Consider the following 18,685-nt stretch of genomic DNA (forward strand, 5'->3'; position numbering starts at 1 on the left):
CGTGTGAGCACCGGTACTTTCCGAGAATCGGGCAGCCTGACCTAAGCTCGGACAATGCCCTCCTCCGACGGCGCGCCGAGCAGTCATGCACCGGCGGCAACGATCCCGGTCGCCGAACTGTCCGCTGTCGCACAGGACTATCTGAAGGTCATCTGGACGGCGCAGGAGTGGTCGGCCACGAAGGTGACCACGAAACTCCTCGCCGAGAAGCTGGCGGTCTCGCCGTCGACGGTGTCCGAGGCCGTCCGCAAACTCGCCGATCAGGGACTCGTGTCGCACGAGCGCTACGGGTCGGTGACGCTGACCGAGGTCGGCCGGTCGGCCGCCGTGCTCATGGTCCGCCGGCACCGTCTGATCGAGACGTTCCTGGTCCGCGAACTCGGATACGGCTGGGACGAGGTGCACGACGAGGCCGAGGTCCTCGAACACGCCGTCTCGGAGCGGTTGATGGAGCGCCTCGACACCAAGCTCGGCAACCCGACCCGCGACCCGCACGGCGATCCCATCCCCGACCTGCACGGGACCGTCCCCGAGTCGAGTGCCCGTCAGCTCGCGGACTTCGGTCCCGGCGACCTCGGTCGGGTCGCACGCATCGCCGACACCGACCCGGACATGTTGCGCTACTTCGATTCCGTCGGCATCGCACTCGACCGCCACATCGAGGTGGTCGAGCAGCGTCCGTTCGCCGGTACGGTCGCCGTCGCGGTGGAGGGCGCCGAGCCCATCGACCTCGGTGACATCGCCACCCGCGCCATCTGGCTCGACCCCGTCGCCGGCCGGAGCGCCTGAGCCCTTCGGTCGCTCAGCCCCGGCGGTCGCAGCTCAGCCCTGCGGCAGCAGCTCAGCGCAGCGTCGCGGGCCGCACCACCATCACCGATCCGGAGCGCTTGCCCTTCTCCTGCAGCAGCGCGATGGCCCGCCCGTTCTCGTCGATCGCCGCGTGGACACCCTTGATGCCGACGGGTTCGAGCCAGCGGCCCTGACTGATCGCCTCGGATTCGTCGGCGCCGATGACGCGGTGCGGGAACGCCACCGCGACCGCGTGGTCGATGTCGAAGGTCAGTTCGCCGTGCTGTTCGATCTGCTCGAGCGGGGTGGCCTGCTCGAGGTCGAACGGTCCGACCGCGGTGCGACGCAGCGCGGTGAGGTGTCCGCCGACACCCAGCGAGGATCCGAGATCTCGTGCGAGCGAACGGATGTAGGTTCCCGACGAGCAGTCGACAACGACGTCGAGGTCGAACCACCCGCCGGAGATCCGGTGGTCGACGACGTCGAACCGCGTCACCGTCACCCGACGGGAGTTCAGTTCGAACTCGGTTCCCTGCCGCGCCAGGGCGTGCGCGCGCTGCCCGTCGACCTTGATCGCACTGACCGTCGCCGGGACCTGATCGATCTCGCCGACGAAGGCGCCGATCGCGTCGGTCACCTGCGCGAGGGTCAGGCCGGTGGTGTCGGCACGCTCGGAGACGACGCCCTCGGCGTCGTCGGTGTCCGACGACGCACCGAGCCGGATGGTGGCCTGATAGGACTTCGTGGTCAGCGACAGCAGCCCGAGCAGTTTCGTGGCGCGCTCGACGCCGAGCACGAGCACCCCGGTGGCCATCGGGTCCAGGGTCCCCGCGTGCCCGATGCGTCTGGTCTTGAACGCCTTTCGGCACCGCGCGACGACATCGTGGCTGGTGATGCCCCCGGGCTTGTCGACGACGACCAGTCCCGCCGTCGCGATGCTGCGGTTCTCGGTGCTCGCGTTCTCCGTGCTCATCTGCGCGTCACCGTTCACAGGCTGATCGTGGTGACGACGAGACCGCGCTCGACCCGCCACCGCCCGTCGAGCACCGACAGCGGCGGGCCGCCGTCGATGACCGAACCGTCGATGAGGATCTGCGAGCGGAACGTCCCGGAGTCCGGACCGGTCGGCGTGAAGGTGATGTGCGCGTCCTCGAAACCCAGCCACCGTTCGGTGAGTGGGAACCAGGCCTTGTAGGTGGCCTCCTTGGCACAGAACAGCAGTCGGTCCCAGTGCAGCCCATCGGGTCGGGTCGCGAGGACGTCCCGCTCGGCGGGCAGACTCACGTGGTCGAGGACCCCCTCGGGGAGCTCGCCGTGCGGTTCGGCGTCGATGCCCAGGGAGCGCTGCGCCAACTTGTGGGCCACCACCGCGGCCCGGTACCCGTCGCAGTGCGTCAGGCTCCCGACGATGCCTCGCGGCCACAGCGGTTGGCCCTTGTCGCCGCGCAGGATCGGCACCGGCTCGACCCCCAACTCGCCGAGCGCACGACGCGCCAGTGTCCGGGCGGTGGTGAACTCGGTCCGACGTTTGCCGACCGCACGGGCCACCAACGACTCCTCGGCGGGCAGCAGCGCGCCGTCGCCGTCGTCACCGAACGCCTCGGCCGCCACCACGCCGCGCGGGAGGACCTGGTCGATCATCGGGGCCCACCCTCACGCTTGGCCTTGGCCTCGGCGCGCTTGGCCGCGAGGTTCTCGGCGAACTCGGCCGCGCGTTCGCGGTAGTCGGGCGGGAGCTCGAAGCGGGCGCCGTGCTCTGGCAGGTCGTCGGGACGCAGTCCGTTGTCCGGGGTGATCCGGCGCAGCAACGGATCCGGGAGTCCACGGCGTTGCCACTCGCGCGGGTACCCGACCGAGACCTCCTCGAACCGGATGTCGTCGTACCAGGTGGTGCGCGGGATGTGCAGGTGGCCGTAGACGACGCAGGCCGCGTTGTAGCGGGTGTGCCAGTCGTGGGTGAGCTCGGTGCCGCACCACAGGGCGAACTCGGGATACATCAGCGTGTCCGTGGGTTCCCGGCGGAGCGGCCAGTGGTTGATCAGGACGGTCTGCTCGCTCGGGTCGAGGGCATCGAGTCGTGTGCGGGTGCGTTCGACCCGGTCGCGACCCCACGCGTCCCGCGTCCCGAACGGCTCCGGTGACAGCAGGAACTCGTCGGTCGCGACGACGTTGTTCTCCCGCGCCACCGCGAGAGCCTGGATCTTGTTCGTCGTCCCGGCCGGCCGGAAGGTGTAGTCGTAGAGCAGGAACATGGGGACCACCCGGACCGGCGGGGTGCCGTCACCGGGATCGAACAGCGGGTAGATGTCCTCCGGGGTGATGACGTGCAGCTCGCGGCAGCTCGCGACCAGGTAGTCGTAGCGTGCGACGCCGTGGATCTGCAGCGGGTCCTTCGCGGTGGTGTAGAGCTCGTGGTTGCCGGGGGTCCAGATGACCGTGGAGAACCGTTGCTTGAGTCGGCGCAGGGTCTCGGCGATCTCGTCGGTGCGCTCGGCGACGTCGCCGGCCACGATGAGCCAGTCGTCGTCGCTCTCCGGTCGGATCTTGTCGAGGATCGCCTCGTTCCCGCGATGCCCGACGTGCAGGTCGCTGATCGCCCAGAGGGTGGCCACCGGTCTCCTTTCCCACCATGACGGGCGCCCCGGATGGGCGGTCACCGTCGGCGTCAACTGTATCGGCCGGTCCGGGCGGGTCCGACCGACCCGGTACGCACCCGGCTCAGCGCAACTCGATCGCCGTCCACCGGCCGGTGGACATCCGCGCCACGAGGGCGACGAGACGCAACACCATGAACAGACACAGGCCGGTCCAGATTCCCGCCAGTCCCCAGTCGAACACCAGCGAGGCCCAGATCATCGGCAGGAAACCCACCAGTGCGCACACAACGGTGCTGGTCCGCAGGTAGGCCGCGTCACCACCACCCAGCAGCACCCCGTCGAGGGCGAACACGACGCCGGCGACCGGCAGCATCGCGACGAAGAACCACCACGGGGTGACCACGGCGTCGAGCACATCGCGGTCGTCGGTGAAGATCCGCGCCAGCACGGGCTGCCCGGCCGCGAAGAGGGCGACCAGGGCGAGGGCCGCGGCCACCGACATCGCCGTCACCTTGCGGGCCACCCCGATCGCGCCGGGGATCGCCTTCGCGCCCAGGGCGGCACCGACCAGCGACTGCGCCGCGATGGCCAGCGAGTCGAGCAGCAACGACACGAAGTTCCACAGCTGCAGGACCAGTTGGTGCGCGGCGAGCGACGCGACGCCGAAGCGCGCGGCGACCGCGGCCGCGGAGAGGAAACAGACCTGGAACGACAGGCTGCGCACGATGAGGTCGCGGGCCAACGCCAGCTGTGCGCGGATGGTCGTCCAGCGTGGCCGCAGCCCGCCCGAGGTCTTCTCCGCCAGGAGTCGCTGCGCGAACAACAGCCCGCTGATGGACTGGCCGACGAGGTTGGCGACCGCGCTCCCGTGCAGCCCGAGGTCCGGGAAGCCGAGCAGTCCGTGGACGAGCAGCGGGCAGATCACGGCGCTCACACCGAGACCGATGACGACGTAGACCACCGGCCGTCGGGTGTCCTGCACACCCCGCATCCACCCGTTGCCCGCCATCGACAACAGGATCAGCGGGACGCCGCAGACCGCGATCCGGACCCAGCCCGTCGCCTCCCCCGACACCCCGCCGGACGGTGCGATGACGCCCACCACCCAGGGGGCGATCACCTGCATCACCGCGACGATCACGAGCCCGACGACGACCGCGATCCAGCTGGCCGCGATCCCCTCGTCGACGGCACCCGCGCGGTCCCCGCGTCCGAAGAGCCGGGCCGATCGGGCCGTCGTCCCGTAGGACAGGAAGGTGAGCTGGGTGCTGACGACGCCGAGGATCAGCGAACCGACGCCGAGCGCGGCCAGCGCCACGGCACCGAGGCGACCGACGACCGCGAGGTCCTCCATCAGGTACAGCGGTTCGGCGACCAGCACGGCGAGCGCCGAGACGGTCAGGTGCAGGATGGCCCGCACACCGGGGACCGCCGACGGATCGGTCGTCGCGTCGGCCGCGGGAGTGCTCACACCGAGGCGAGCAGCTTCTCGACGACCTCGGTGGCCGAGCCGGTGATGCTGAAACCGGCGGCGTGGCGGTGTCCGCCACCACCCTGCGTCCGGGCCAGGGGCACGAGGTCGACGTCGGAGCGCGACCGCATCGACACCGTCCACTCCCCGGGCTCGGATTCCTTGAACACCACCGCGACCTCGGCGTCGCCGACCGTACGGACGAGGTCGATGACGCTCTCCGCCTCGGCCCAGTCGATCTGCTTGGAACACTCGAAACCGACCAGGGCGTAGACGAGACCGGCACCCGAGAACGCCTCGGGGACCAGGACGGCCGACTGCAGGGCCTCGGAAACCATCGTCAGCCAACCGAACTGATGGGTGTCGAGGAGCAGGCGGGTCCACGCCGGACCGTCGACCCCGGTCTCGAGCAACCGGGCCGCGACCTCGTGCGCACCCGCCCGCGCCCATCGGAACGACCCGGTGTCGGTGACCAGGCCGGCGAACAGGCAGGTGGCGATGTCGCTGTCGATCGGCATCTCGAGGTCGTCGAGCAACTCCAGCACCAGTTCGGCGGTGCAGTCCGCCGACGGGTCGATGACGTTGACGTCGCCGAAGCCGCGGTTGGACGCGTGGTGGTCGATGACGACCCCGTGATCGGCGCGCTCGATCAGCTCGGCCAGATCACCGAGGCGCGAGGTCGAGGCGCAGTCCATCGCCACCGCGACGCGGTGGCCCACCAGCTCGGTGGGGTCGACGATCAGCTTCGCACCGGGCAAGGCGCCGAGCGCGTCCGGCAGCGACCACGGTCCGGGGAACCCGACCTCCACCTCGACGCCCGCGCGGTCGAGCGCGAGGGCCAACGCGAGGCCGCTGCCGATGGTGTCGGCATCGGGACGCACGTGACACAGCACGGTGACCGCTTGCGCCTCGCGCAGGATCTGGGCGACCTGTGCCCGTGGACCCGCCACGGCCTGACTCATCGACGAGCCCCGGTCGTGCTCATCGGGTGCGCTCCGTGTGACCCATCATCGAATCCTGGCACGTCGTCAGCGTTCTTCGGTGGAGTCGTGGTCATCGTGACCGCGCGACTCGGGCTCCTTGTAGGGATCGGGATCACCCGCGGGCACGGCGTCGCGCGCCTGCTGGGCGAGCAGCTCGTCGGCCACGCGGGTGCGCTCGAGGAGTTCCTCCATGTCGCGGGCGGTGTCGAGGACGGTGTCGAGCTGGAACGCCAGGGTCGGAGTGAACCGCACACCGGTACCCGCACCGACCTTCGACCGCAGGATGCCGGTCGCGCGGTGCAGCCCGGCGGCCGCGGCGACGTAGTCCGGCGGGACCGACAGCGACTCCCCCATCACCGTGTAGAACACCGTGGCGTCGTGCAGGTCGCCGGTCACCCGGGTGTCGGTGATCGTGACCCCGTTGAGCCGCGGGTCCTTGATCTCGGTGGCGATGGCCGACGCGACGATCGCCGAGATCCGCTTGGCCAACCGTTGTGCGCGTGCTGGATCTGCCATGGGAACCACCTTGTCTTTCGTCGGCCCCGGACTCCTGTCCGAGAACACTGGGTGAACCAAACGCCCGACCGGCCCGGGCGAACCGGGGCGGTCGGGCGTCGGCGGAACGGGAGGGTCAGCTGCGCGCTTTCTCCACCAGTTCGTACGTCTCGATGACGTCGTCGACCTTGATGTCACCGTAGGTGATGGTCAGACCACATTCGTAGCCGTCGCGCACCTCGGTCGCATCGTCCTTCTCACGCTTGAGCGACGAGATCGTGAGGTTCTCGGCCACCACGACGTTGTCACGCAGCAGACGCGCCTTGGCGTTGCGTCGCATGATGCCCGACGTGACCAGGCAGCCGGCGATGTTGCCGACCTTGGACGAGCGGAAGATCGCGCGGATGTCCGCACGGCCCAACTCGACCTCTTCGTAGATCGGCTTGAGCATGCCCTTGAGGGCCTTCTCGATCTCGTCGATCGCCTGGTAGATCACCGAGTAGTACCGGATGTCGACACCCTCGCGGTTGGCCAGCTCGGTGGCCTTGCCCTCGGCGCGGACGTTGAACCCGATGATGATCGCGTTCGACGCCGACGCCAGGTTGACGTTGGTCTCGGTCACGCCGCCGACTCCGCGGTCGATGACGCGCAGCGTCACCTCGTCGCCGATGTCGATGTTGACCAACGCCTCCTCCAGGGCCTCCACGGTTCCGGAGTTGTCACCCTTGAGGATGAGGTTCAGCTGCGAGGTCTCCTTCAGAGCCGAATCGAGATCCTCGAGGCTGATCCGCTTACGACTGCGCGCAGCGAGCGCGTTGCGCTTGCGGGCGTTGCGTCGATCGGCGATCTGACGGGCGATCCGGTCCTCGTCGACGACCAGCAGGTTGTCGCCGGCACCGGGCACCGAGGTGAAACCGATGACCTGGACCGGACGCGAGGGCAGGCCCTCGGTGACGTCGGCACCGTGCTCGTCGACCATGCGTCGGACGCGACCGTAGGCGTCGCCCGCCACGATCGAGTCGCCGACCCGCAGCGTTCCGCGCTGCACCAGCACGGTGGCCACCGGGCCGCGGCCGCGGTCGAGGTGTGCCTCGATGGCGACACCCTGGGCGTCCATGTCGGGGTTGGCGCGCAGATCGAGCGCCGCGTCCGCGGTCAGCAGCACCGCTTCGAGCAGGGCGTTGATGTTCGTGCCCTGCTTGGCGGAGATGTCGACGAACATGGTCTCGCCGCCGAAGTCCTCGGCGACCAGGCCGTACTCGGTCAGCTGCGAACGGATCCTCTGCGGATCCGCGCCTTCCTTGTCGATCTTGTTGACCGCCACGACGATCGGCACGTCGGCCGCCTGCGCGTGGTTGATGGCCTCCACCGTCTGCGGCATGACGCCGTCGTCGGCCGCGACCACGAGGATCGCGATGTCGGTGGCCTTCGCACCACGGGCGCGCATGGCGGTGAACGCCTCGTGACCGGGGGTGTCGATGAACGTGACCAGACGCTCGTTGCCGTCGAGTTCGGTGAGCACCTGGTACGCACCGATGTGCTGCGTGATGCCGCCGGCCTCGCCCTCACGGACGGTCGCGTTACGGATCGAGTCGAGCAGTCGCGTCTTACCGTGATCGACGTGACCCATGACGGTCACCACCGGCGGACGCTGCTCGAGATCGTCCTCGCCACCCTCGTCCTCGCCGTAGGTGAGGTCGAAGCTGTCGAGCAGCTCGCGGTCCTCGTCCTCCGGGCTGACGACCTGCACGACGTAGTTCATCTCGCCGCCGAGCAGCTCCAGCGTCTCGTCGTTCACCGACTCGGTGGCCGTGACCATCTCGCCGAGGTTGAACAGGGCCTGGACCAGGGCGGCCGGGTTGGCGTCGATCTTGTCGGCGAAGTCGACCAGCGACGCACCGCGCGCCAGTCGGATCGTCTGACCGTCGCCGTGGGGCAACCGGACGCCGCCGACGGCGGGCGCCTGCATCGAGTCGTATTCCTGGCGCTTCTGGCGCTTGGACTTGCGGCCCTTGCGGGGCGCACCACCGGGGCGACCGAACGCACCTGCGGCACCGCCACCGCGACGGACTCCGCCGCCGCCGGGACGACCGCGGAAGCCACCGGGAGGACCACCGGTCGGGGCGCCACCGGGGGCACCGCCACCGCGGTATCCACCGCCGCCGCCACCGGGACGACCGCCACCGGCACCGCCGGGACCGCCACGGGCACCGGGGCGACCGGGACCGCCCGCACCGGGTGCGGGACGGGCCGAACGCGACGGCATCGCGCCGGGGTTGGGGCGGGGAGGCATGCTGCCCGGGCTGGGACGGGGTCCACCGGCACCGGGGGCCGGGCGGGGACCGCCGGGACCTGCGGCCGGTCGACCTGCACCCGGACGAGCCGGGGCTGCACCCTGACCCGGAGCGGGTCGAGCGGCCGGCCGGGGCGCGGGCGCCGATGAGTACGGGTTGTTGCCGACGCGGGGAGGCTTCGGGCCCGGCTTCGGTCCGGCCGGGCCGGGACGAGCAGCACCCGGGGTGGGTGCGGCCGGCGCATCGGCCGAGGCCGCGGGGGCCTGCGGAGCCGGAGCGGCCGGTGCGGGCGTCGGCGCGGGAGCGCTCGGGGCCGGTGCGGGGGTCGCCTCGGCCGCGGCCGGGGTCGGAGCCGCCGGTGTCGGGGCTGCGGGTGCGGCCGGGGCCGGTGCGCTCGGTGTGGGCGCAGCCGGGGTCGGGGCCGCCGGTGCCGCGGGCTTGCGGGCGCCGGGCTTGGCCGGCGACGGACGGGTGCCGCCCGGGGTGGGCGCGGCGCCGGTCGAACCGTTGGATGCGGGTGCCGGGGACGCCGACGCGGGTGCGGCGGCCTTCTCGGCGGGGTAGGACTCACGCAGTCGTCGTGCGACCGGGGCCTCCACCGTCGACGATGCCGACTTGACGAATTCGCCTTGCTCGCTCAAGCGAGCCAGGACTTCTTTGCTCGTGACGCCGAGTTCTTTTGCCAACTCGTGCACGCGGGCCTTGCCTGCCACTGCTCTCCTCACTTGGAGGTCGAGCGGGCTGCCCGCTGCGACCTCGGATTACGTTAGAAACGTGCTCATCGTGGGAACTTCACGGTGTGCTCATGTCTTCTGCCACCCGTTCTGCGGAGGGACTGTTGAGTCCCCCGCTCTCGACCGGTCACGTCTGTGACCGGCTCACACCCCGATCGCATCGCGATCGGTTTCCTACGCGCCCGGTGGGTGTCCGGCCGTCATCTCACGTTCGAGAACGTCGGCGTCCACCACGAGTCCTGGCACCCTGAGCGCCGGACCGAACGCCTTCCGCCGCATCGCGGCCCGAAGACAATCGGGATCGTGATGCAGCCAGGCGCCCCGACCCGGCATGGTCGAGGTGCGGTCGATCGTGGCGACCGTCGCACCGTGCTCTGCTGCCGCCGCGACCCGCACGAGTTCTGCGATCGCGGCACGTTGCCGACAGCCGATGCACGTTCGCACGGGACCGGTGGTCGTCAGCGCTTTTTCTACCATCGAAGAGTCTACCGCCCACCGCAAATCGCCGACGACAAGAGCCCGACGGGCCGTGTCGCGACGCACCGGCATCGGTTCAGGAGGGGCTCTCCGCCGCGTCGGCGGACGCCTCCACGGGCGCCTCGGCGTCGGACCGGATGTCGATCCGCCATCCGGTCAGCCGGGCCGCCAACCGGGCGTTCTGACCTTCCTTGCCGATCGCGAGCGACAGCTGGTAATCGGGCACGACGACGCGGGCGGCCTTGGCCACCGGGTCGATGACCGTCACCGAGACCACCTTCGACGGCGACAGCGCGTTGCCGACGAACACCGCGGGGTCGGGCGCGTAGTCGATGATGTCGATCTTCTCGTCGCTGAGCTCGCGCATCACGTTGCGCACCCGCTGGCCCATCGGGCCGATGCACGCACCCTTGGCGTTGAGACCGGACACGCGGGTGTGCACCGCGATCTTGGACCGGTGACCGGCCTCGCGGGCGACCGCGATGATCTCGACCGATCCGTCCTCGATCTCGGGGACCTCGAGTGAGAACAGCTTGCGCACCAGGTTCGGATGGGTGCGCGAGAGCGTGATCTGCGGACCGCGGGCACCTCGTGCGACACCGACGACGTAGCACTTGATCCGGTCGCCGTGGACATAGGTCTCACCGGGGACCTGCTCGGCCGACGGGAGCACGCCTTCGGTACCGGTCGCCTCGCTGCCGATGCGGACAATGATCAGACCCCGGGCGTTGGCGCGCGAGTCCTGCTGCACGACACCACCGACGATCTCGCCCTCGTGGGTGACGAAGTCGCCGAAGTTCTTCTCGTTCTCCGCGTCCCGCAGCCGCTGCAGGATGACCTGGCGGGCGGTGGTGGCCGCGATACGCCCGAAGCCCTCGGGGGTGTCGTCCCATTCGGAGATGAGCTGGTCGTTCTCGTCGCGGGTCTGCGCCATCACGCGCACCTCCCCCGACTTGCGGTTGACGTCGATGCGCGCGTGCGGCGCATAGCCGTCGGTGTGGCGGTAGGCGGTGATCAGGGCGGTCTCGATCGCCGTGATGACCGTGTCGGCCGGGATGCCCTTGTCGGCCTCGATCATGCGCAGTGCGGCGATGTCGATGTTCATGTGTTTCCTTTCACGTTCTTCTCCAGCAGTCCGCACAGCTCGCGTTCGTCGGCACTGGGCCCTCCGAAGTCCACCTGCACCACCGCGGACGCGACATCGGCCAGGTCCACCCGGCGGACGTCGCTGCGTCCGCCGTGGGTGATCACCAGGTCGACGACCGTCTCGTCCTCGTTCAGTCGCCCGATGCGCCCCGCGACCTTCTCGGTCGGGGAATCGGCCGCGCCACCCGACGAGATCTGGGCGATGACCTTGCGGCCGTGGGCCCGTCGCCAGTGACGAGGCGCGGTCAGCGGACGGTCCACTCCCGGCGAGGTGACCTCGAGGGTGTAGGCCAGCGCTCCCAGGATCGGCTGGGGGGCGTCGTCGACGACAGCGGAGATCTCGCGACTCAGGTCGGCCAACACGTCGAGCTCGGTCCCGTTGTCGCGATCGACCAGGATGCGGACCACACTGCGGTCGCCGGATCGGTGGACGATGACCTCTTCGAGGTCGAAACCCTGCGCGTGCACGACGGGTGAGATCAGGACGGTGATCGCCTCGGTGTCGCCGGACATCTGGGCCTCCTCGTCTGTAGTTGTCTCACGGTGCTCACCGCGTGGGCGACCCGGCGATACCCGGATCCGCCCGCCGCGGGCCGCTGCGGTGCCCCAGGAGTTTACCCCCCGCACGGCGCCGATCCCGCCATCGGCGATCGGCCGCAGGCCGAGAACGGTGTCGCCTGGCGCGAACGACGCGGGCGCGCGGTGGCACTATTGCGGCTGTGACCATCGCGCAGCCACGTCCCGGGCCCACCGTCGCGGCCCATCCCCTCCGCCCGCGCATCGCGCGACCCATCAGTCGCCGCTCGATGCTGGTGCGCACCGCAACCGTGACCGGCGGTCTCGCCGCGACCGGCACGGTTCTCGCGGCCTGCGGCAGCGGCTCGGGGATCAGTGAGTCGACCCGCATCGCCGAACAGCTCGCTCCGCTGTCGCTCACCGCGTCCGACGACGCGGCCGCGGCACGGACACTCGGCGCGCGCAATCCGGACCGGTCCGCTGCGCTGGCCGTGATCGCGTCCGAACGTGAGACGCACGCCACCACCATCAACGACGAGATCGCCCGGCTCGCGCCCGATCTCGCCCGCCCGAGTACGTCCTCCGGGGTGGCGGCGGCCTCCGTGCCCGCCTCCGGCGCCACGCCGACATCGGGTGCACCCGCCGCACCCACCGAGCCCGCGGTCACGACCGTCGACCAGCTGCGGGAACGACTGGCCTCGGCCGCGTCGTCGACCGGGGATCTGGCCGTGGGCATGAGCGGCTACCGCGCGGGGATGCTCGGCTCGATCGCCGCCGCATGCAACGCCCAGGTGGAGGTGCAGCTCGGATGAGCACCGCCACCGACGGCCTGGGTGCCGCGATCGATTCCGAGAACGCCGCCGTGTTCGTCTACGGCGTGGCCGTGGCCTACGCCTCGACGACGCGGCGATCCGACATCGACGACTTCACCGCCGAACACCGTTCGCGCCGCGACGAACTCGAGGGTCTGATCGTCGCGGCCGGCGGTACCGCACCCGCATCCGCGCCGGGGTACGTCATCCCGGTGGCGGTCACCGACCCGATCACCGCGATCCGGGCCGTGCTGGTCGCCGAGGAGGACTGCGCGCGGGCGCACCGGTCACTGCTGGAGCGCGCCGACTCCGACCCGCAGCGCCGGGCCGGGCTGGGCGGGCTCACCGACAGCGCGCGCCGGGCGGCGGCGTGGCGCCTGGTCCTCCGGGTCTCCCCGTCCACCGTGGCGCTACCGGGTACCGGCAACCGCTGATCCGACGGCGTCGAGCCCGACCTCGGTGACCTCACCGGTCGCACGGTCGCGCACCTCGACCAGTCCGTCGGCGAAACCACGGCCGACGACCACCACCGTGGGCATGCCCAGCAGTTCGGAGTCCTTGAACTTAACGCCCGGCGACGCCTTGCGGTCGTCGAGCAGGACCGACAGACCGGAGGCGTCGAGGTTCTGCGCGATCTCCAGCGCACCGTCGGCCGCGCCGGCGTCCTTGTTCGCGATCACGACGTGAACGTCGAACGGCGCGACCGACTTCGGCCACGCCAGGCCCTTCTCGTCGAGGGTCTGCTCGGCGATGACCCCGACCAGGCGGGACACCCCGACCCCGTAGGACCCCTGGATGAGTCGGACCGGTTTCCCGTTCTCGCCGAGCACGTCGACGCCGAACGCGTCGGTGTACTTGGTGCCCAGGGCGAAGATGTGGCCGATCTCGATACCGCGGGCGGCCACCAGGGTGCCCTTGCCGTCGGGCGAGGGGTCGCCGTCGCGGACCTCGGCGGCCTCGATCGTGCCGTCGGCGACGAAGTCGCGGCCCGCGACCAGACCGACGACGTGCTTACCCGCCTCGTCGGCGCCGGTGATCCAGCTGGTGCCGTCGGCGACGCGCGGGTCGACGAGGTAGCGGGCGCCGTTGTGCAGCAGCCCGTTCGGGCCGATGTACCCCTTGACCAGGAACGGGTTGGCGTCGAAATCGGCCTGGTCGAGCAGCTCGACCGTGGCGGGTTCGAAGGATGCCTCGAGTCGCTTCATGTCCACGTCACGGTCACCGGGGATGCCGATCCCGATGATCTCGGTCTCCCCCGCCGGGTGGTGCACCTTGACCAGGATGTTCTTCAGGGTGTCGGCGGCGGTGACCGGATGGTCGAGGGCGGAGTTCGCCCAGTCGACGAGCGTCGCGATGGTGGGTGTCGATCCCGTCTCGTGCACGGTGGCGGCGGGCAGTCCGTCGGTCGGCACGGGCGCAGGCGCGGGCGTGAAGACCGCCTCCACGTTGGCCGCGTAACCCGACTCGGTGGACCGGACGTAGGTGTCCTCGCCGTTGCTGCTCTCGGCCAGGAACTCCTCGGACGCGCTGCCGCCCATCGCACCCGACGTCGCAGCGACGATGACGTAACGGATACCCAGGCGGGCGAAGATGCGCTGGTAGGCGTCGCGGTGGCTCGCGTAGGAGACCTTGGCGCCTGCGTCGTCGAGGTCGAACGAGTACGAGTCCTTCATGAGGAACTCCCGACCGCGGAGGATGCCCGCGCGGGGTCGCGCCTCGTCCCGGTACTTGTTCTGGATCTGGTACAGGGTGACGGGGAGATCCTTGTAGGAGGTGTACTCCCCCTTGACCAGCAGGGCGAACAGCTCCTCGTGGGTCGGTCCGAGCAGCATGTCCACGCCGCGACGGTCCTTGAGCCGGAAGAGGTCGTCGCCGTAGTCGGACCACCGATGGGTCACCTCGTACGGGTCACGCGGGAGCAGTGCGGGCAACGAGATCTCCTGGCCGCCCATGGCGTCCATCTCCTCGCGCACCACCGCCTCCACACGACGCAACACCTTGAGTCCCAGCGGCAACCAGCTGTAGACGCCGGGGGCGACGCGGCGGATGTAGCCGGCGCGCACCAACAGCTTGTGACTGGGCAGCTCGGCGTCCGCGGGATCGTCACGGAGAGTGCGGACGAACAGGTTCGACATGCGGGTGATCACGAACGCCAACCCTAGTGGTCGGCTGCCCTGTCGTCCCCCGCCGTCCCTCGGGTGGGGGCCGTGGGGACGGGCGCACTACCGTCAACGTCTGTGCTCATCGTTCTGCCGCCCTCGGAGACCAAGTCCGACGGCGGGCGTGGCGCCCCGCTGGACCTGGCGACGCTGTCGTTCCCGTCACTGACGGCGGTCCGCGAGCGCATAGCGACGGCACTGGTGGAGTTGGCCGGTGACCCGGCCCGCAGCGCGACGGTCCTGGGTCTCGGTCAGCGGCAACTCGCCGAGGTCGACCGCAACGCGGCGCTGTGGACCTCGCCGACCCGACCGGCCATCGAGCGGTACACCGGGGTGCTCTACGACGCCCTCGGCGTCGGGGGCCTGACCCGGGCGTCGCGCACCAAGGCCGACGAGCGGCTGGCGGTGGGATCCGCGCTGTTCGGGGTCGTGCGGGCCCGCGATCTGATCCCGGCCTACCGATTGTCGTCGGGATCGAAGCTGCCCGGGATGGGAACGCTGGCGGCGCAGTGGAAGCCGGATCTGACCGATGCTCTGGCCGACCTCGACGACGAGGTCGTGGTCGACCTGCGGTCGGGCGGCTACCGCGCGTTGGGTCCGATCCCCGGCGCCATGGACGTGACCGTGCTGACCGAGGCCGCAGACGGATCACGCAGCGTGGTCAGCCATTTCAACAAACATTACAAGGGTGTGATGGCGCGGTCGTTGGTGACGACCCGCAAGCGGGTCCGCGACATCGACTCGCTCGCCGCCGTGGTGTCCGACGGCGGTCAGCGCACCGAGATCGCCTCGGCGACCGAACTGGTCATCCTCACCGACTGAGGTCGTCGCGGATGCGGGAGACGGTCAGGCCGAGACCCGGCCCAGGGACCCGGTCAGTGCGTCGAACGCGGCGACCTCGCCGATCACGACGATCGCGGGCGGTCGGATGTCCTGCGCACGGGCTGTGTCGCCGGCCGTGGCGAGATCGGCGGTGACGCTCCGCTGGGTGGGCATCGACGCGTGCTCGATGATCGCCACCGGGGTCTGCGGGTCACGGCCGCCCTCGATGAGCGCGGCCGTGAACTCCTCGAGCCGCTCGACCGCCATCATCAGCACGATGGTGCCCCGCAGCCGAGCGAGGGCAGGCCAGTCGATGAGCGAGTCGGGGTGTCCGGGCCGCAGGTGACCGGAGACGATGACGACCTCGTGGGTCACCCCGCGGTGGGTCACCGGGATCCCGGCCGCGGCGGGGGCGGCGATGGCGCTGGTGATGCCGGGGACGACGGTCACCGCGACTCCGGCCTGTACGCACGCGGCCAGTTCCTCGAAACCGCGGCCATAGACATACGGGTCACCGCCCTTGAGACGGACCACGAACTTCCCGGCCCGCGCGTGGTCGATCAACGCCTGGTTGATCGCCTCCTGCTTCATGGCGCGGCCGTAGGGCACCTTCGCGGCGTCGATGATCTCCACCCACGGCGCCAACTCGGCGAGCAGCGCGGGCGGTGCGAGGCGGTCGGCGACGACCACGTCGGCCGCGGCGAGGAGCCGGCGGCCACGGACGGTGATCAGTTCCGGATCGCCCGGGCCGCCGCCGACGAGCGCGACGCCGGCCGGATAGGTCCCCGGGACCGCGGTGCCCAGGGTCCCGTCGATGAGCCCCTGGCCGATCTCCGAGCGGATGCGGGCCGAACGTCGGTGGTCGCCCGAGGCGAGCACCCCGATGTTGAGGCGGTCGTGCTGGATCGACGCCGGGGTGACGGCGCTGCCGTGGCGGGCGTCGTCGGCGCGGACGCAGAAGATCCGCCGACGCTCGGCCTCGGCGACCACCGCGGCGTTCACCTCGGCGTCGTCGGTGCAGGCGAGCGCGTACCAGGCGCCGTCGAGGTCACCGTCGCGGTAGGCGCGGCGCTCGACGGTGATGCCGGGGAACGACTCGACGGTCGGCGTCGGGTCGATCGCGATGACGTGGATGTCGGCGCCACTGGCCGAGAGGGTGCCGAGCCGACGCGTGACGACCGATCCCCCGCCGATGAGGACGACACGTCGCCCCCGCAGGTCGAGGCCGACCAGGTAGTGGTCGTCGCCGGACCCGTCGGCCACGGCCGGGTCGTCAGGGGTGGGTGCGGACATGCGTAGACCGTACCGACGAGGTGTGTCCGGGGACCAATTCCGCCTCGCCGGTCACCGCGGCGGCGGAATCGACCAGTCGGACAACGGACTCGGGCGCACCCGCCGGGTGGGTGTGCAGGTAGGAGGCGTGCACCGACCCCGCGATGACACCGTCGGTCATCGACGTCCCGACACGTCGCCATCCCCAGGCGGCCTGTGCGGGCCCGATCGGCTCGACGACGCTGCGGTGGAACTCGTGTCCGGTGATCCGGGCGCCCGCGGTGAAGACCGTGGAGTCCGCGAGCGCGACGGCGTCGCGGTAGCCCAGCGTCAGCGACGGGCCGAAGTGCCCCCGAACCGGGAGCACGTCGGCCATGGTGTGGCCGTCGAGGTCACGGGCCAGATAGAGCAGGCCCGCGCACTCGGCGTGGATCGGTCGGCCCGCGTCGGCGTGCGCGCGGAGTTGGTCGAGCAGTCCGACGTTGGCGGCGAGGGTGTGCACGTGTTCCTCGGGGAACCCTCCACCGACGATGACCGCGTCGGACCCCTCGGGCAGGCCGTCCTGCAGCGGATCGAAGGCGACCACCTCGGCTCCGGCGGCTGCCAGCAGCTCGGCGTGCTCGGCGTAGCTGAAGGTGAACGCGGCGCCACCGGCCACCGCGACCCGGATGGGTCGTCGTGGCGCACGGACGTCGGCGCGGGCCCGCGCGACGGCAACCTCCTCGGCGGCCGACCACACCGGCCCCAACATCGCCCGGCGGGCGCGGCCGGCGGCGACCACGGCGGGGAGATCGGCTGTGGCGGAGACCAGTTGGGCCATCGCGTCGACGGCGGTGCGCGCCGCTCCCCCGTGTTCGACGGCCGGGATCAGCCCGAGGTGGCGCGAGGGCACGACCAGTTCGGTGGCCCGGCCCAGCACGGCGAACACCGGCAGGCCGACGCGGTCGCACGCCTGTCGCAGCACGTGTTCGTGGCGGGGTGATCCCACGCGGTTGAGGATGACGCCGCAGATGTCGACCGACGGGTCGAAGCTGCGCAGGCCGTGCAGGATCGCCGCCAGGGTCTGACTGTGTCCCGATGCATCGACGACGACGATGACCGGGGCGCCGATGAGCGCCGCGACGTGCGCGGTGGATCCGAGTGCGGGGCCGGTACCCGTCCCGTCCAGATCGTCGTCGATGATCCTGCCGTCGAACAGGCCCATGACGCCCTCGACGACGGCGAAGTCGGCACCCGCGCACCCGGCGGCGAACAGCGGTGCGACGCGGTCGGGACCGACGAGGTTCGGGTCGAGATTGCGTCCGGGACGACCGGCGGCGACCGCGTGGTAGCCGGGATCGATGAAGTCGGGGCCCACCTTGAACGGGGCCACCCGGTGTCCGGCACGTGAGAGCGCCCCGATCAGTCCGGTCGCGACGGTGGTCTTGCCGCTGCCCGATGCGGGCGCGGCGACGACCACGGTGGGGATCGCGGGTGTCACCATTCGATTCCCTTCTGTCCCTTGCGTCCTGCGTCCATCGGATGCTTGGTCTTGGTCATGTCGGTGACGAGGTCCGCGGCGGCGACGAGGCCCTCGGGCGCCCGCCGACCGGTGATGACGACGTGTTGTTTGCCGGGGCGTTCGGCGAGGGCGTCGAGGACCTCGTCGAGGTCGATCCAGCCCCAGCCGAGCGGGTAGGTGAACTCGTCGAGGACGTAGAAGTCGTGTGTCTCCGCACGGAGCCGGCGGGCGATCTCGGTCCACCCCTCGCGGGCCTGCTCGGCATGGTCGGTCTCGGCGTCGCCGTGCCGGATCCAGGACCAACCCGAGCCCATCTTGTGCCACTGCACCGGCCCGCCCTGTCCGGTCCGGTCGTGCAGCTCGCCGAGCGCGGTCATCGCGGTCTCCTCGCCGACCTTCCACTTGGCGTTCTTGACGAACTGGAACACGCCGATGTCGAGGCCGGCGTTCCAGGCGCGCATGGCCATGCCGAACGCGGCGGTCGACTTCCCCTTGCCGTCGCCGGTGTGGACGGCGAGCAGCGCACTGTTGCGGCGTTGGCGGGTGGTCAGACCGTCGTCGGGTACGACGGCGGGAACTCCTTGCGGCACAGTCGTACTCCTCTCGATAGGTGTCCG

The 18,685-nt window shown here is 70.7% G+C and carries 18 protein-coding genes; 4 read left to right on the top strand and 14 right to left on the bottom strand.

Going from position 1 to position 18,685, the window contains the following annotated elements; genetic code table 11:
- The first annotated feature begins 54 nt into the window (after positions 1–54).
- Positions 55–789 carry a metal-dependent transcriptional regulator gene (locus LX13_RS22020; RefSeq protein WP_253663426.1) on the top strand — a complete coding sequence of 245 codons (735 nt, stop codon included), beginning with the start codon at positions 55–57 and terminating at the stop codon, positions 787–789.
- A 52-nt stretch (positions 790–841) separates the two neighbouring features.
- Here LX13_RS22020 and truB read toward each other — a convergent pair whose 3' ends face one another.
- The 10 genes from truB to rimP form a co-directional block, all read right to left on the bottom strand.
- Positions 842–1,762: a tRNA pseudouridine(55) synthase TruB gene (gene truB, locus LX13_RS22025; RefSeq protein WP_253663427.1), complete on the bottom strand. Its 921-nt coding sequence runs from the start codon at positions 1,760–1,762 to the stop codon at positions 842–844.
- A 14-nt stretch (positions 1,763–1,776) separates the two neighbouring features.
- Positions 1,777–2,430 carry a 4'-phosphopantetheinyl transferase family protein gene (locus LX13_RS22030; protein ID WP_253663428.1) on the bottom strand — a complete coding sequence of 218 codons (654 nt, stop codon included), beginning with the start codon at positions 2,428–2,430 and terminating at the stop codon, positions 1,777–1,779.
- Positions 2,427–3,401 carry a metallophosphoesterase family protein gene (locus LX13_RS22035; protein ID WP_253663429.1) on the bottom strand — a complete coding sequence of 325 codons (975 nt, stop codon included), beginning with the start codon at positions 3,399–3,401 and terminating at the stop codon, positions 2,427–2,429. The genes LX13_RS22030 and LX13_RS22035 overlap by 4 nt, the downstream gene beginning before the upstream one ends.
- A 106-nt stretch (positions 3,402–3,507) precedes the next feature.
- Entirely contained in the window at positions 3,508–4,857 is a 1,350-nt protein-coding gene (locus LX13_RS22040) for an MATE family efflux transporter (protein WP_253663430.1), read from the bottom strand.
- Positions 4,854–5,819 carry a DHH family phosphoesterase gene (locus LX13_RS22045; protein ID WP_253663431.1) on the bottom strand — a complete coding sequence of 322 codons (966 nt, stop codon included), beginning with the start codon at positions 5,817–5,819 and terminating at the stop codon, positions 4,854–4,856. Before LX13_RS22045 ends, LX13_RS22040 begins: the two co-directional genes overlap by 4 nt.
- 66 nt (positions 5,820–5,885) lie before the next feature.
- Positions 5,886–6,356 (bottom strand): 30S ribosome-binding factor RbfA, encoded by a 471-nt coding sequence (rbfA, locus tag LX13_RS22050; RefSeq protein ID WP_253663432.1) that lies wholly within the window; start codon positions 6,354–6,356, stop codon positions 5,886–5,888.
- A gap of 115 nt (positions 6,357–6,471) precedes the next feature.
- Positions 6,472–9,342, bottom strand: coding sequence for a translation initiation factor IF-2 (gene infB, locus LX13_RS22055; protein WP_253663433.1), 2,871 nt, complete (start codon positions 9,340–9,342; stop codon positions 6,472–6,474).
- 195 nt (positions 9,343–9,537) lie between these two features.
- Positions 9,538–9,912 (bottom strand): YlxR family protein, encoded by a 375-nt coding sequence (locus LX13_RS22060; RefSeq protein ID WP_308214780.1) that lies wholly within the window; start codon positions 9,910–9,912, stop codon positions 9,538–9,540.
- A 4-nt stretch (positions 9,913–9,916) separates the two neighbouring features.
- The gene (gene nusA / locus LX13_RS22065) at positions 9,917–10,945 is read right to left on the bottom strand and encodes a transcription termination factor NusA (RefSeq protein WP_253663435.1); all 1,029 of its coding nucleotides are present in this window, start codon (positions 10,943–10,945) and stop codon (positions 9,917–9,919) included.
- Positions 10,942–11,499 carry a ribosome maturation factor RimP gene (gene rimP / locus LX13_RS22070; RefSeq protein ID WP_253663436.1) on the bottom strand — a complete coding sequence of 186 codons (558 nt, stop codon included), beginning with the start codon at positions 11,497–11,499 and terminating at the stop codon, positions 10,942–10,944. The genes nusA and rimP overlap by 4 nt, the downstream gene beginning before the upstream one ends.
- A gap of 206 nt (positions 11,500–11,705) precedes the next feature.
- On the opposite strand from rimP, the gene LX13_RS22075 reads away from it, so the two are divergent.
- Both LX13_RS22075 and LX13_RS22080 read left to right on the top strand, forming a co-directional pair.
- Positions 11,706–12,314: a hypothetical protein gene (locus LX13_RS22075; protein WP_253663437.1), complete on the top strand. Its 609-nt coding sequence runs from the start codon at positions 11,706–11,708 to the stop codon at positions 12,312–12,314.
- Positions 12,311–12,748 carry a ferritin-like domain-containing protein gene (locus LX13_RS22080; protein ID WP_253663438.1) on the top strand — a complete coding sequence of 146 codons (438 nt, stop codon included), beginning with the start codon at positions 12,311–12,313 and terminating at the stop codon, positions 12,746–12,748. The genes LX13_RS22075 and LX13_RS22080 overlap by 4 nt, the downstream gene beginning before the upstream one ends.
- Here LX13_RS22080 and LX13_RS22085 read toward each other — a convergent pair.
- Positions 12,725–14,461, bottom strand: coding sequence for a proline--tRNA ligase (locus tag LX13_RS22085; RefSeq protein WP_253663439.1), 1,737 nt, complete (start codon positions 14,459–14,461; stop codon positions 12,725–12,727). The genes LX13_RS22080 and LX13_RS22085 overlap by 24 nt on opposite strands.
- A gap of 90 nt (positions 14,462–14,551) precedes the next feature.
- On the opposite strand from LX13_RS22085, the gene yaaA reads away from it, so the two are divergent.
- On the top strand, positions 14,552–15,295 hold the full coding sequence (gene yaaA / locus LX13_RS22090; protein ID WP_253663440.1) for a peroxide stress protein YaaA: 744 nt from the start codon (positions 14,552–14,554) through the stop codon (positions 15,293–15,295).
- Positions 15,296–15,319: 24 nt separating this feature from the next.
- Here yaaA and cobA read toward each other — a convergent pair whose 3' ends face one another.
- From cobA to cobO, 3 genes are read right to left on the bottom strand one after another with little or no spacing between them, the layout of a single operon-like run.
- Positions 15,320–16,588, bottom strand: a complete 1,269-nt coding sequence (gene cobA / locus LX13_RS22095; protein ID WP_253663441.1) for a uroporphyrinogen-III C-methyltransferase — start codon at positions 16,586–16,588, stop codon at positions 15,320–15,322.
- Positions 16,569–18,050, bottom strand: a complete 1,482-nt coding sequence (locus tag LX13_RS22100) for a cobyrinic acid a,c-diamide synthase CobB (protein ID WP_253663442.1) — start codon at positions 18,048–18,050, stop codon at positions 16,569–16,571. The genes cobA and LX13_RS22100 overlap by 20 nt, the downstream gene beginning before the upstream one ends.
- Positions 18,044–18,658 (bottom strand): cob(I)yrinic acid a,c-diamide adenosyltransferase, encoded by a 615-nt coding sequence (cobO, locus tag LX13_RS22105; RefSeq protein WP_253663443.1) that lies wholly within the window; start codon positions 18,656–18,658, stop codon positions 18,044–18,046. The genes LX13_RS22100 and cobO overlap by 7 nt, the downstream gene beginning before the upstream one ends.
- Between the last annotated feature and the right edge of the window lie 27 nt (positions 18,659–18,685).

Origin of the sequence: Williamsia maris, from assembly GCF_024171815.1 — a bacterium.
Classification (GTDB): Bacteria; Actinomycetota; Actinomycetes; order Mycobacteriales; family Mycobacteriaceae; genus Williamsia_A; species Williamsia_A maris.